The 13,950-nt window shown below is 58.8% G+C and carries 13 protein-coding genes; 5 read left to right on the top strand and 8 right to left on the bottom strand.

What is annotated here, in order from left to right:
* The first annotated feature begins 43 nt into the window (after nucleotides 1–43).
* The 3 genes from ACA059_RS17915 to ACA059_RS17905 are packed head-to-tail and all read left to right on the top strand — an operon-like array spanning nucleotide 44 to nucleotide 3,676.
* A complete protein-coding gene (locus ACA059_RS17915; RefSeq protein ID WP_497630351.1) occupies nucleotides 44–985 on the top strand; it encodes an immunoglobulin-like domain-containing protein in 942 nt (313 codons plus the stop codon).
* A 33-nt stretch (nucleotides 986–1,018) separates the two neighbouring features.
* Nucleotides 1,019–2,299: a hypothetical protein gene (locus ACA059_RS17910; protein WP_497630350.1), complete on the top strand. Its 1,281-nt coding sequence runs from the start codon at nucleotides 1,019–1,021 to the stop codon at nucleotides 2,297–2,299.
* Nucleotides 2,300–2,344: 45 nt separating this feature from the next.
* A complete protein-coding gene (locus ACA059_RS17905; RefSeq protein WP_497630349.1) occupies nucleotides 2,345–3,676 on the top strand; it encodes a hypothetical protein in 1,332 nt (443 codons plus the stop codon).
* A gap of 2 nt (nucleotides 3,677–3,678) precedes the next feature.
* On the opposite strand, the gene ACA059_RS17900 is transcribed toward ACA059_RS17905, so the two are convergent.
* The 8 genes from ACA059_RS17900 to ACA059_RS17865 all read right to left on the bottom strand — a co-directional run bounded on the left by ACA059_RS17900 (nucleotide 3,679) and on the right by ACA059_RS17865 (nucleotide 12,479).
* Nucleotides 3,679–5,253, bottom strand: a complete 1,575-nt coding sequence (locus ACA059_RS17900; RefSeq protein WP_497630348.1) for an ABC transporter ATP-binding protein — start codon at nucleotides 5,251–5,253, stop codon at nucleotides 3,679–3,681.
* Nucleotides 5,254–5,280: 27 nt separating this feature from the next.
* Nucleotides 5,281–6,303, bottom strand: coding sequence for an ABC transporter permease (locus ACA059_RS17895; protein ID WP_497630347.1), 1,023 nt, complete (start codon nucleotides 6,301–6,303; stop codon nucleotides 5,281–5,283).
* Nucleotides 6,303–7,364, bottom strand: coding sequence for a microcin C ABC transporter permease YejB (locus ACA059_RS17890; protein WP_497630346.1), 1,062 nt, complete (start codon nucleotides 7,362–7,364; stop codon nucleotides 6,303–6,305). Before ACA059_RS17890 ends, ACA059_RS17895 begins: the two co-directional genes overlap by 1 nt.
* Nucleotides 7,364–9,232: an extracellular solute-binding protein gene (locus ACA059_RS17885; protein ID WP_497630345.1), complete on the bottom strand. Its 1,869-nt coding sequence runs from the start codon at nucleotides 9,230–9,232 to the stop codon at nucleotides 7,364–7,366. The genes ACA059_RS17890 and ACA059_RS17885 overlap by 1 nt, the downstream gene beginning before the upstream one ends.
* Before the next feature lie 135 nt (nucleotides 9,233–9,367).
* Nucleotides 9,368–9,649, bottom strand: a complete 282-nt coding sequence (locus ACA059_RS17880; protein WP_046048458.1) for a peptidylprolyl isomerase — start codon at nucleotides 9,647–9,649, stop codon at nucleotides 9,368–9,370.
* A 106-nt stretch (nucleotides 9,650–9,755) separates the two neighbouring features.
* The gene (locus tag ACA059_RS17875; RefSeq protein WP_497630344.1) at nucleotides 9,756–10,637 is read right to left on the bottom strand and encodes a lipase family alpha/beta hydrolase; all 882 of its coding nucleotides are present in this window, start codon (nucleotides 10,635–10,637) and stop codon (nucleotides 9,756–9,758) included.
* A 288-nt stretch (nucleotides 10,638–10,925) separates the two neighbouring features.
* The gene (locus ACA059_RS17870) at nucleotides 10,926–12,014 is read right to left on the bottom strand and encodes a 3-deoxy-7-phosphoheptulonate synthase (RefSeq protein WP_497630343.1); all 1,089 of its coding nucleotides are present in this window, start codon (nucleotides 12,012–12,014) and stop codon (nucleotides 10,926–10,928) included.
* Nucleotides 12,015–12,350: 336 nt separating this feature from the next.
* On the bottom strand, nucleotides 12,351–12,479 hold the full coding sequence (locus tag ACA059_RS17865) for a hypothetical protein (RefSeq protein WP_497630342.1): 129 nt from the start codon (nucleotides 12,477–12,479) through the stop codon (nucleotides 12,351–12,353).
* Between the two features lie 160 nt (nucleotides 12,480–12,639).
* On the opposite strand from ACA059_RS17865, the gene ACA059_RS17860 reads away from it, so the two are divergent.
* Nucleotides 12,640–13,398 carry a carbon-nitrogen hydrolase family protein gene (locus tag ACA059_RS17860; protein WP_497630341.1) on the top strand — a complete coding sequence of 253 codons (759 nt, stop codon included), beginning with the start codon at nucleotides 12,640–12,642 and terminating at the stop codon, nucleotides 13,396–13,398.
* The gene (locus ACA059_RS17855; RefSeq protein WP_497630340.1) at nucleotides 13,398–13,841 is read left to right on the top strand and encodes a GNAT family N-acetyltransferase; all 444 of its coding nucleotides are present in this window, start codon (nucleotides 13,398–13,400) and stop codon (nucleotides 13,839–13,841) included. Before ACA059_RS17860 ends, ACA059_RS17855 begins: the two co-directional genes overlap by 1 nt.
* Nucleotides 13,842–13,950 lie beyond the last annotated feature (109 nt).

Raw genomic sequence — 13,950 nt, 5'->3', positions numbered from 1 at the left:
TCGTGAGGGCGCCGAGTGTCTGATCGACTCTGAGGTGACTGAAATGCTCGAAGAAAACACTGGTGTTCTGGCAACGCTTCCCGAACCGACAGTTGACGGTGTACTTGATGGCACCCTCGATCCGCAGGCGCTGGAACCGAGAACAGCCGTGCGCCTGCGCGTGTATGCCGGGATGAAGTCCAACGATGAAATTCATCTGTACATCACCCCGCAGGGTGCCCCGCAAAAGCTGATCGACAAGATCAAAATCAGGGCGAATCAAGATGCCAACCCGCCTTTCTTCCTTGTCGACTCGAGCGTGTTTGCGCAATACCTGGGCGGCTTCATAGGGGTGAGATACGAGGTCTGGTTCGGTCATCAACGGCTGCACACGTCCCAGGAGCTGCACCTGGAAATCAAGGCCGGTTTTGAAGGCGAGCACACGCTGGATCTGAGTACCTCCAATTACGTGGTGATGACCGGCAAGCCGCCCGTGGATCCGCCGGCCTTCAGCCGGTTTACCCGGGAGGCGATATGGGGCGTAGGCCCATATCACTACAGCACCAGCGATGCCAAGGTTGCCAGGGTGGTGGATCAGCAGGCAGAAGTTACGGCCACTGGCAATGGTACTTGCCTGATCAGCGCTACCGATAGCGTGGGTCAGACCAAAAAATATCAGCTGAATGTCAGAGGCATTGGTCAGTTGCATTTCCTGACGGCTACCGCCAACTGGACGGGTATGCGCGATGCCTGTTCGGTTGCCGGGTTGCAACCGCCTTCCTTGGCTCAACTGCGACAGTTGCTGAACATTTACAGCGCCAATGCCGGTTCGCTGACTGATTACTTCGGACGTTTGCCTTATCCGTTCTGGACCGGTGAAACCAACGGCGCCAATACCGCCTGGATCGTCGATCTGGACAAACCGGTGAACGACCCACTGGACCCTAATCCCACCTCCGCCGACCTGAGTGAGTTTCATCAGGTATTGGGTGTTTCGATGAGTTGAGTTTGCGCCAGGCGTAGCTCCGGGAGGGATTCCATGAACGTTTATCGTCTGCTGGTCAACAGCACGCTATTGCTTTGCCTGCAATTTGGCGGGTTGGCCTGGGCCGTCACCGGCCCGGAAGTCGCGCAGATCCTTAACAGTCGTTATGCAATCGACAACCCAAGGTGTTCGGGCGACACCGATCCCTACCACTGCAGTGGCGTGATGGTGCGGGGTTCACAAACAAGTCCGGGACGTCCGTTCTGGATGCTCAGCTCCGAAGCGATTGGTGCCGGGTTCGAGCGATTTGCCTATCTGCGCAAAGACATCGCTCGGGATCCATCCTTGTTGCAAAACGGCTATGTGTTCACCGATAAATTTACGGCGCTGGGGCTGGGTAAAACACTGGAGGTCTCGCAGCCGGACTTGAGCGCGGAAGTGCTGATCAGAAACTGGAGCGAGCAGGCGCCACAATCGTTGCCGGTCGAGGGGTTGTTTTACGACCGTGGCTGGCCCACAGGCTTGCTGGCGGCACAGCGCGATCAACGTGATTATTTTCAGTCGACGGGTACGTGGTTGCCCATCCTACGCCTGGACCTCAGAGACGCAAGTCAACAGGTTTTCGGCTTTAACCAGCAGGATCAACTGTATGCGGGCTATCAAGTGGCAGCCCGCTTGAACGCGCGGTATCGCGATACTGCCGTTACGTGTCGAGATGGGCGTGCAGCCTTTTACTGCAACGGTGTGTTGATTCGCGGTACGGCCGCGTCGACGCAGTTTCATGCCTGGAATCCCAGCCCCAACTCGGTAGGCCGCAATGGGGTGTCGTTTTCTTGGGCAAGAGCTGATGTCGGGATGGTGCAGATCGCCGGTAATCAGGGATTGATCTTCAAGGAGTCGTCGGCACCGACGCCCTATGACGCCGCATTGCGTTGCATTTACCCCACCAATGCCGGTACCAGCGGGATTCCCAACAGCTGCCGCACCTATTGCGACGTGCTCGGTGTGACCACGGTGGCCGCCTATCGAGCGCAGGGCGGCACGTGTGCCTTCAACGTCACACCCCCACAGGTTCAGTTGAGCATCGACGTGCGTAACCGCAATCCGGCCTGGAACGAAATCATCATCGCCGCCTGGCCGCAGAACATTCCTGGGCAGTTGCCGCTCGAAGCGGTTTTTGTGGTGGCCGGCACTGCGGGCCTGCAGGACGCCCAGTTCATCCAGCGTGATTTCTATCAACAAACGACTCGCACGGTCCCGGTTGTCCGTGTCGCGCTCAATGCGGCCAATGGCATTCCTTTTTCGTACGAGCCTTCGGATCAGGGTGTGCCGTAGGCCCGGAGCATCATCCTCAACGAGTATTTCCAAGGAGGGACCGTCATGAGTTTCAGACAAGGGATCGCAATGCGCTTCGCCTGGCTGTTAATGATTCTGTTCACTGCTCAGAGTGCGTGGGCGGTCACCGGGCCGGAAGTCGCACAACTGCTCAATGCCCGTTATCGGCTGACATCTGATGTCTGTGCTGGTGCCACACCCGTGTACTTTTGTAGCGGAGTGCTGGTTCGTCGTTCGCAGAATCCAGCGAGCGTAGCCTTCTGGAAACTCAGTGCCGAGGCCGTCTCCTCTGGTGTGGAGCGATTTGATTACTTGCGGCTGGATCGGGTTTCGGTCGAGACAGGTCTGCCCAACGGATTTGTGCTGGAGGATGTGTTCACGGCCATTGGCATAGGCAAAGAACTTGAGATCAACGCCGCAGCCTCGGATGCGCAAGCATTGGTCAAGAATTGGGATGATGCGACACCGACTCGAATACCGTTGAAGGCGCTGTTCTACAACTTGGGTGTCACAGGTACGCTTCGCGCAGCTCAAAAAGACCAATTGGCCTACTTTCAGGCCACGGGAGAGTGGCTACCGATCCTGCGACTGCAGCGTGATGATGTGCAACAAACCCTGTTCGGGTTCAACCAGGCAGACCAACTGTATGTCGGTTATCAAGTAGCTGCGCGATTGAATGCGCGGTATGCCGATACAGCGCCGGTCTGTCGGGATGGGCGTGCGGCGTATTATTGCAATGGTGTACTGATCCGGACGACGGATCAGTCGACGGCGTTTCATTCGTGGAATCCGAGTCCGGGATCGGTACGCGGCAATGGTGCATCGTTCAGCTATCTACGAGCCGACGCCGGTGTAAGCAGATTCTACAAATCCCAGGGGTTTGTCATTCGTGAGCAGGCTGCTCCAACCGGAAATCCCATGCGTTTACGCTGTGCCTACCCCTATGACGCCGGCACCGGTGGCAGTGCAGATGTTTGCAGGACGCACGGCGGACTTTGCAGTGAGTTGGGGGTGACAAGTGTCCAGGCGTGGGTGGCTAGGTACGGTGCTCGCGTCAACGGTTCGTGTGCATTTGATCTGGATCCACAGCAGTTCCAACTGAGTATCGACGTGCGCCAGAATCGCGGTGACTTTTACGGCTGGAATGAATTCATGGTCGCTGCGTGGCCGCAGAATAATCCGACGCAACTGCCCATTGAAGCCTTCTTCTGGAACGTGCAGGCGCTTGTTCCGGGAGGTGGTCTGATTGGCGCTCAGTATGATCAGAAGGACTATTTTCAGGTGACGGGTCGCTATATACCGATCCTGCGAGCAACCCTCGGTGCCGCCGCTGGGCAAGTGTTCGCCTTCAACCCTCAGGAGCAAGGCGTGCAGTAGAACTACCGTGGATGCGCCGCCGCCAACAGCTCCTTGGTATACGGATGCTGCGGCGAATCGAAGACATCGTGGCTGGCACCGCTTTCCACCACTTTGCCGTCCTTGATCACGATCATGTCATGAGCCAGGGCACGCACCACTGCCAGGTCGTGGCTGATGAACAGGTAGGTCAGGCCATGTTTTTCCTGAAGCTGGCGGAGCAGGGCGACCACTTGTTTTTGCACCGTGCGATCCAGCGCCGAGGTCGGTTCGTCCAGCAGGATCAGCGCCGGTTTCAGCACCAGCGCCCGGGCGATGGCGATGCGTTGGCGTTGGCCGCCGGAAAATTCGTGCGGGTAGCGATGACGGCTTTGCGGATCAAGTCCGACTTCCACCAATGCCCGAATCACTTCGGCTTTGCATTCGTCAGCGGTCAACTGGCTATGCACCTCAAGGCCTTCACTGATGATCTGCGCCACGGACATTCGCGGGCTGAGGCTGCCGAACGGGTCCTGGAACACCACCTGCATTTTCTTGCGCCACGGCCGCAGCTGTTTTTGCGTCAGGCCGTCCAGCGCTTCACCTTGAAAGCGAATGCTGCCTTCGGAGTCGAGCAAGCGCAGGATCGCCTGACCCAGCGTCGACTTGCCGGAGCCGGATTCGCCCACAATGCCCAGCGTCTTGCCGCGTTGAATGTTGAGGCTGATGCCGTCCACGGCCTTCAGGTAGGTCTTGCGCTGAAACAGCCCGCCACCGAGGGCAAACTGAACGCGCAGATTGTCCACTTCCAGCACGTTCTCGCGCTCGTCCCGGGGCAGTGCTTCACCTTCCGGTTCCGCGTTCAGCAACACGCAGCTGTAAGGATGTTTCGGTTCGGTAAACAGCGTCTCGCAAGGTGCCTGCTCGACGATTTCCCCGGCCTTCATCACGCAGACTCGTTGGGCAATGCTGCGCACCAGATTGAGGTCGTGGCTGATCAGCAGCAGCGACATGCCGAGACGCTGTTGCAGGGATTTGAGCAGCAGCAGGATCTTGCGCTGCACTGTCACGTCCAGCGCTGTGGTCGGCTCGTCGGCGATCAGCAATTCCGGTTCGCAGGCCAGGGCCATGGCGATCATCACCCGTTGCCGCTGGCCGCCGGACAGTTGATGGGGATAGGCCTTGAGCCGCTCTTTGGGTTTCTGAATGCCGACCAGATGCAGCAACTCGAGTATCCGCGCTTGCGCCGCTTTACCGGCCAGCCCCTTATGCAACAGCAGGGTTTCGCCGATCTGTTTTTCGATGCTGTGCAATGGGTTGAGCGAGGTCATGGGCTCCTGGAAGATCATCGCGATGCGGTTGCCGCGCAACTCGCGCAAAACCTTGGCCTCGGCGCCCACCAGTTCCTTGCCGCGATAGCGAATACTGCCCGTGGTGTGTGTGCCGGTCTCGGGCAGCAGTTGCAGGATCGAGTGAGCGGTCACCGACTTGCCGCAGCCCGACTCGCCCACCAGCGCCAGGCATTCGCCGGGGCGGATGTCCAGGCACAGATTGCGCACCACGGTCTGGCCACTGAAGGCCACGCTGAGGTCACGGATTTCGATCAGGTTGTTACTCATATCAACAGTCCGCGTCATGGCCAAGGATCAAGATCGTGGATCGAAAGCGTCACGTAACGCCTCCCCGATAAACACCAGTAAAGAAAGAATCAAAGCCAGGGTGAAAAACGCCGTCAGCCCCAGCCACGGCGCTTGCAGGTTCTGCTTGCCTTGACCGATCAACTCGCCCAGCGATGCACTGCCAGCGGGCATGCCGAAACCAAGGAAATCCAGCGCTGTGAGGGTCGAGATTGCCCCGGTCAGAATGAACGGCAGGTAGCTCAGCGTCGCGTTCATCGCGTTGGGCAGAATATGCCGGACGATGACTTTACGGTCGGTCAGGCCCAACGCCCGGGCGGCTTTGACGTATTCCAGGTTGCGTCCGCGCAGAAACTCGGCGCGCACCACGTCCACCAGGGCCAGCCAGGAAAACAGCGCCATGATCCCCAGCAGCCACCAGAAATTAGGCTCGACGAAACCCGACAGGATGATCAGCAGGTACAGCACCGGCAGCCCCGACCAAACCTCCAGCAACCGTTGACCGATCAGGTCGACCCAGCCGCCGTAGTAGCCTTGCAGGGCGCCGGCAGCGATGCCGATCAGTGCGCTGACAAAGGTCAGCATCAAGGCAAACAGGATTGACACCCGCGCACCGAAAATCACTCGGGCCAACACGTCCCGCGCCTGGTCGTCGGTACCCAGCCAGTTGACCTTCGTCGGAGGACTAGGCGCGGGTTGGTTCAGGTCATAGTTCGGCGTGTCGTCGCTGAAGGGGATGGGCGGGAACAGTATCCAGCCACCGTCCTGGTGAATCAGTTTCTGTACATAGTCACTGCGGTAGTCCGCCTGGAACGGCAGTTGCCCGCCAAATTCCTGCTCGGTATGACGCTTCAGGGCCGGGAAGTAGAGGGACCCCTGGTAGCTGACGATCAGCGGTTTGTCGTTGGCGATCAGCTCGCCACCGAGGGTCAAGAGGAACAGGCCGACAAACAGCCACAGCGACCACCAGCCACGACGGTTTTTCTTGAACCGCTCGAAACGACGACGACCTAACGGCGAGAGCTTGAACATCAGGCGTTCCTCGATGCGAAGTCGATGCGCGGGTCCACGAGGGTGTAGCAGAGGTCGCCGACGAGTTTTATCAAGAGACCGAACAGCGTGAAGATGAACAGCGAACCGAATACCACCGGATAGTCCCGTGAAACCGCGGCTTCGTAACTCATGCGACCCAGTCCGTCGAGGGAGAAGATCACTTCGATCAACAGGGAGCCGGCGAAAAATACGCTGATGAACGCCTGGGGAATCCCCGAAACCACCAGCAACATGGCATTGCGAAACACGTGACCGTAGAGCACTCGGCGTTCGCTCAGACCCTTGGCGCGGGCGGTGACCACGTACTGGCGCGTGATTTCATTGAGGAAGGAGTTCTTGGTCAGAATGGTCAGTGTGGCGAACCCGCCAATCACCAGCGCTGTCACCGGCAATACCAGGTGCCAGAAGTAATCGGCGATTTTGCCCACGGTCGACAGCGATTCGAAGTTGTCCGAGACCAGCCCGCGCACCGGGAACCAGTTCAGCGAGGTACCGCCGGCGAAGACCACGATCAGGAACATCGCGAACAGGAACGCCGGCATGGCGTAGCCGATGACGATCGCGGTGCTGCTCCAGATATCGAAATGGCTGCCGTGGTGCACGGCCTTGCGGATGCCCAAGGGAATCGACACCAGGTAGGTGATCAGCGTCGCCCAGAGCCCAAGGGATATGGTCACCGGCATTTTTTCCAGGATCAGGTCGGTGACGGTCGCGCCGCGGAAAAAGCTCTTGCCGAAGTCCAGGCGCGCATAACTGGTGAGCATCAGCCACAGGCGTTCGTGCGCTGGTTTGTCGAAGCCGTATTGCTTTTCGATGTCCTTGATCAGTTGCGGGTCGAGGCCGCGACTGGATCGGGAGGTGCCGGACATGCGTTCGCCGGAACCGCCGCCGACACTCGCGCCGCCAATGCCTTGCAAGTGCGCGATGGCTTGTTCCACCGGGCCGCCCGGAGCGGCCTGGACGATGATGAAGTTGACCAGAAGAATGATCACCAGCGTCGGAATGATCAGCAGCAGACGCCGCAGTATGTAAGCCCACATCAGTGCGGCCCTCCGGGTTTGCCACGGCTGATTTGCTCAGCGGTCATCTGCTGGTTGGTCAGCGGCGTGGTGCTGATTTCCCACCAGCTCTCGATGGCTTCGTCATTGCTCGCTTGCTCGTTGGGCCTGCCGAAACGATTCCACCACACGGTCGAGCTGCCCGGCGGGTAATAGTTGGGAATCCAGTAGTAGTTCCATTGCAGCACCCGGTCCAGCGCGTGAGCGTAGTGCAACATTTCGGGTTGGGTGGTGGCGCGAACCAGCCCGGAGATCAGTGTGTCGACCGCCGGATTTTTCAACACCATGTAGTTGTTGGCCCCGGGGTCGTTGGACGAGACCGAGCCGAAGTAATTGAGCAGTTCACCCCCGGGCGAAGTCGTGACCGGGTAGCCGGTGACGATCATGTCGTAATCGCGGCTCATCAGGCGATTCACGTATTGGGACGAGTCGATGCGGCGGATGTTCAGGTCGATGCCGATCTGTTTCAGGGTGCGCTTATAAGGCAGCAGCAATCGGTCCATGCCGTTCTGGCTGACCAGGAAAGTGAAACTCAATGACTTGCCTTCGGCATTGACCAGTTGATCGCCATCAGGTTTCCAGCCGGCCTGTTCGAGCAAATCGAGTGCCTGCAACTGTTTGTCGCGTATCACGCCACTGCCATCGGTTTTCGGTGCTTGGAAAACCTGGGTGAAAACTTCGTCGGGGATCTGCCCGCGCAGCGGTTCGAGAATCGCCAGTTCGCCGGCGTCCGGCAGTTGTCGGGCGGCGAGGTCTGTGTTGGAAAAGAAGCTTTGCTGGCGGATGTACAGGTTGCGCATCATCTGCCGATTGCTCCACTCGAAATCCCAAAGCATGGCCAGTGCCTGACGCACTCGACGGTCCTGGAACAGCGGGTTTTGCAGGTTGAACACAAAGCCCTGAGCCGTTTGGGGCGCTTGCGTTGCCAGGTGCGCCTTTTGCAGGCGCCCGTCACTCAGGGCCGGGCTGTCGTAGCCGATGGAGTAAGCGGTGGCGGAGAATTCTCGGTTGTAGTCGTAGGCACCGCCGCGCAGGACCTGGCGGGCGACGTCGGTATCGCCGAAGTACTCGATGCTGAAAAGATCGAAGTTGTAGAGACCGCGGCTGACCGGTAGATCCTTGCCCCACCAATCGGCATTGCGCGTGAAGGTGATGCTGCGACCGGAGTCGACTTTGCTCACTCGGTAGGGGCCACTGCCCAAAGGTGGCTCATAACCGCCACCATTGGCGAAGTCGCGAGTCTTCCACCAATGCTCGGGAAACACCGGCAGGGTCGCGATATCGAGGGGCAGGGTACGGTTTTCATTGCTTTTCAAGTCGAACCGAACCGTCAGAGGTGATTCCACTTCGACGCCTTTGACGTCGGCAAATTGGGTGCGATAACGCAGGCTACCCTGGGTCATCAACAGGTTGAAGGTGTAGCGCACGTCTTCGGCCGTGATCGGTTTGCCATCCGCGAAACGGGCCTTGGGGTTCAGGTAAAAGCGCAGGAACAAACCGTCGTCCGAGCGCTCCATCTGCTGCGCCACCAGGCCGTACACGGTGTAAGGCTCGTCCAGCGAGCGCTGGGCGAGGGGCGAGTAAAGCAGGCCGTCGATCTGTGTGACACCAATGCCTTTATCGATGTAGGGCAACATATGATCAAAATGACCGATTTCGACGGCCGAGCGGCGCATCGTGCCACCCTTGGGGGCTTGCGGGTTTGTGTAGGCAAAATGACTAAAGCCGGCAGGATACTTCGCCGGTTCACCGTACACGGTCAACGCATGCTGCGGTGCAGCATTCACACCGGTGACGTCCAGCAACAGGGTCACGGCAGTGAACAACAAAGTAGGGAAAGCCAGTCGCATTGTCAGCCTTAGAGCCGGGTGGTCAATAACCACAATTTGTACGCTAGCGGCGCGTCCCTCGCCACCCGTATCACGTATCCCAAACACAACGGCCCACCAAAAGGTGGGCCGTTGTGCAGAAAACTCAAGGGTTGATCAGTCCTGACGGCTGGTCACTTCCAGCAGGTGGTAACCGAACTGGGTCTTGACCGGGCCTTGCACCACGTTGATCGGTGCGCTGAAGACCACGGCGTCGAATTCCTTGACCATCTGGCCTGGACCGAACGAACCCAGATCACCGCCCTGGCGGCTGGAAGGGCAAGTGGAGTTGGCTTTGGCGACTTCGGCGAAATCAGCGCCGCCTTCGATTTGGGCTTTCAATTCGTTGCACTTGGCTTCGCTGGCAACGAGGATGTGACGGGCAGTGGCTTTAGCCATGGTGAAATACTCCTTTCAATGTTCAGTAAAGTGCGGAGCCTACCGGATTCAGTGGTCTATTTCTTCTCAAAGTTCCCTCCAGTCCGCACAGATCGCGGGCATTCCTTTATAGACCGGCATTTCTCAGGCGCTCCGCATGCTGCACATACAGGGCAATCGGGTCGATGCCCTTGCGCAACGGACTGGCGGTCTGGCTGAGGCTGTCCAGATGATCCAACGGATAGTCGGACCGGATGACTTTTCCCAAATGGGAGCTGTAGCGGCCAACCAGGCCGTCGTTCTGCTCGGGTTCGGTGGTGAAGTATCGGGAAAAGGCACGGAGAAACCCGTGCAGCGGACTCAGTGCATCAAGCCCTTTGTCGAGGAGGTCGCCCTGCAGGGTGCCGCTCCATGAGTAATAACGTACGCCGTCGACCAGTTCGCGACCCTTGCCACCCCAGGTTTTCGGCAAACCCTGGGGGTACTTGTCGTTGAACGCGCCTACGCCTTCGGTGGTCAGGGCATTCAGTGCGGCGATGGCGTTCTGCGGCAGGTGACGGTGGCCGCTGAGCAACGATAGAAAGTCTGCAAACAACGTTGCAACCGTCGCGGCGACATGTTCCGGCAAGCGCCCGGGCGTGAGCGCCTTGCGCAAGAAGTCGGCCAGTTCCGATCCGTGATTCGGTCCGCTGACGGAAGTCACCGATGCGATTGCCTCCGGCGCTGTTGCTGCCGCGTAGCGTGCAGCGAGTGCGCCTTGGCTGTGGCCGATCAGGTTGACTTTGTTTGCACCGGTTCCTTCCAGTACTCGTTCGATCTGCGCCAGAAGTTGGTCGCCTCGAACTTCATTGCTATGGGTAGCCGACAAGTGCGGGATAAACACTCTTGCGCCTGCACTCCTGAGGGCCTGCTTGACGTCATGAAAGAGTTCGACCTTGCCGATGCGATCGAAGCCGAAGAGCCCGTGGACCAGCAGGATCGGATACTGAGTAGTTGCATTCCGTAGCATGTTCTTTCCTTTTTCGCAGTCGTTCAGAGGTGTGTTGATGGGCTCACTCTAAAGCACACCCGCTGTTCGGCGTTGTATGAAAAAGCCGCTGTAACCTGATGAAAACGGAATAGAAAATGTACGAAGGTTCGAAAGTACATGAGGTCTTGGTCGGAATATTTGGACATCTTTTTATCTGTAACAGGGCGTTTTACTGCGATGGCCTACTTCGGGAACACCCTTTGCCTGTTAATCGTGTCTCGATTCCGACGTCCAGTCCTCGATGGGAGGACTGGAAGCCGGTGTGCCTCACGCCGATTGTTGATCGCTGTTCTGCGCTCTGAGCTGGTCGGCGGCTTGGCGCAACAATGATTCCGTCCCGCTCCAGCCAAGGCAGCCGTCCGTGACTGACACGCCGTAACGCATGGACGGGCTCAGCGGTTGGCAGCCTTCGAACAGGTGACTCTCGATCATCATGCCGATCAGTGAACGATCACCTTGCAGGCGCTGTTCAAGCACATCGTTAAACACCACTGGCTGACGCAATGGGTCTTTGCCGCTGTTGGCATGGCTGCAGTCGACCATGATCCGGGTCGGGATCTTCAGTTTGGTCAAATCGCTGTTCACCCGGGCGACGCTGTCGCGGTCGTAGTTCGGCCCAAGGTGTCCGCCACGCAGCACCAGGTGGGTGTCGGGATTGCCCGGCGTTTGAATGATTGCCGGATGACCCTGGCTGTCGACACCGAAATGGCGATGCGGATGGGCGGCAGAGCGCATGGCGTCGCTGGCCACACCGACACCACCATCGGTGCCGTTCTTGAAGCCGACCGGCATGCTCAGGCCGCTGGCCATTTCACGGTGGATCTGCGACTCGGTGGTGCGAGCGCCAATGGCGACCCAGCTCAGCAGATCGTCGAAGTAGCCGGCAGCCATCGGTTGCAGCAGTTCGGTGGCAATCGGCAGTCCCAGGCGGAGCATTTCGCGCATCAACTCGCGGGACAGCGTCAAGCCGCCGGCCATGTCATCGCTGCCATCGAGGTGGGGATCGTAGGCCAGGCCTTTCCAGCCGACCGTGGTGCGGGGTTTTTCGACGTAGGCGCGCATCACCAGCAGCATTTCATCGCTGACCTCGGCGGCGAGGCGGGCGAGGTTGCCGGCGTATTCGAGGGCGGCCTGAGGATCGTGAATCGAGCAGGGACCGACGATGACCAGCAGACGGGAGTCTTCACCGTTGAGGATCGCGCGAACCGCCTGGCGGTGGGCGGCGACTTGCTGGCTCAGGACGTTGCTGAGTGGCAATTGCTGTTTGAGTTGCAATGAACTGGGCAGACGCAGGGTCAGCGCTTCATTGGCAGGGCTCAACGTGGATAGCGGCAGAGCAGAGACGGACGAGTTCATATTCGGGCTTCCTGGGCTGGCGGCGGGTTCGTTCCCGCGCGCTCGGCCCTACTGGGGTGTTCGACAATTGGCCGGATTGGCTGCGTGTGTGTGCTTGCCACCTGTGGGTGACCGATCGGAGGCGGCAGGCTGTCCCGAGCGGAGGCTGCTAAATCGCCAGGCGGTAAAACTGTCGTAACGGTAATAAGTGTCGTAGTTCATTGTTGAATCCTCTGGTTGTCTGGTGTGTCGCTAAAAATGTGCGGGGCTGAAAAAACAAAACCCCCGGTCGGGAAGCCGACCGGGGGTTGAGAATTCTCTGGTGGCGACCCGTTTAAAGTGGGCGCCGTGTGGGTATCAGGCGCGCCAGTGGCTAAACCAATACCCAAAATAAAAGCTGACCGGAGCACAAGCGTCATTCACCCGGGCAGCCGCCACCGAGCGCAGGGCGCTGGCGGTACGAAGCTGTGAGAGGGCGTTGAACATGATTTGTCTCCGATGAGTGCACCGAGCTTACTCGAGGCCGGTACGTGGATTCAATCAGAAAATGCTATCGATCACCGACGGCATTTTCTATCGCTTGAGTGCGTTGCCGGTTGTGACACACTTTGTGTTCCGCTTACGTACAACGTCACAAGGACGAAGCATGACGCCACTGATCATCGCCGCTGCTCAATCGATCTCCATCGCCGGAGACCTTGCCGCAAACATGGTGTGGCATCAGCGCTTCATGCAACTTGCCGCTGAGCAGGGCGTGCAGTTGCTGGTGTTCCCGGAGCTATCGCTGACCGGGTACGAGCGTGGACTTGCGGCTGAATTGGCCATTGCGCCAGACACCGAGGCTCTGCAACCGCTACGGGATTTCGCGCAGGAAGTCGGTGTGACGACAGTCGTCGGGATGCCGATTCAGCTGTCGGAGGATTCGCCCGTATTGATCGGGGCGCTGGTGTTGGGCGCTGATGGATCGCTCGAGATCTACAGCAAGCAACATCTGCATCCAGGCGAGGAAGTGGCATTTGCACCGGGAACCGGCGGTTCGACCCTGACCATAGGGGCCGATACGGTCGCGTTGGCGGTGTGTGCGGATTTCTCTCACGCCAGTCATGCCGCCGCGGCGGCGCAGCAAGGCGCCGATCTCTATGCGGCAGGCGTACTGATCACCGAAAACGGCTACGCCCCGGACACCGCGTTGTTGCAAGGCTACGCCCGCACGCATTCGATGGCGGTTCTGATGGCCAACCATGGTGGTGCAACGGGTGGCTGGGAGTCGGCGGGACGCAGTGCGATCTGGGCCTCGGACGGCTCGCTGATTGCGGCCGCACCGGGTACAGGCAACCTGATGGTCGTGGCTCGCCGCGATACTGATGGCTGGAAGGGGAAAATAGTGGCTGTCGCGGAGGCTTGATGGCATTTGAATTACGTCCGGCGACGCTCCGGGACCTCGACTTCGCTCGTGAACTGACTCGCGAAAACATGCTGCACTATTACATTCAGCACGATCTGCTGTGGCAGGACGAAGGTTTCGATGTGGGCTGGGCAGGGCGCGAGAACTGGTTGATTGTGCGCGGTGAGGCATTGGTGGGCTACGTCAGTCTGAGTCGTGATGCCAAAGCCCTGTACATTCGCGAGTTGCACGTCATCGAAGCGTTTCGAGGACAGGGCGCCGGTTCCTGGACGATTGATCAGGTATTCGCCATGGCGTGCAAGGAACGGCGTCCGGCATTGCGTTTGACGGTTTTTGAAAATAATCCCGCGCAAGCGTTGTATGAGAGAAAGGGGCTGAAGGTGGTCGGCACGGACGAGTGTTTCCTGAGAATGCAGCGCGATATCGATGCCTCGCCTGGCTGAAACACGCATACGACAAGCCTTTCAAGATGTATTGAAACTTTTTATATGACGCTTGCCGCTAGGTCTGCCAGTCGCTTTTTGCTAAGGTGTCGGCAACCCAATAAGACCA

Source organism: Pseudomonas sp. LBUM1647 (genome assembly GCF_059716175.1).
Note: the sequence above shows the minus strand (reverse complement) of the source record. Positions and strands in the feature narration are given on the sequence as shown.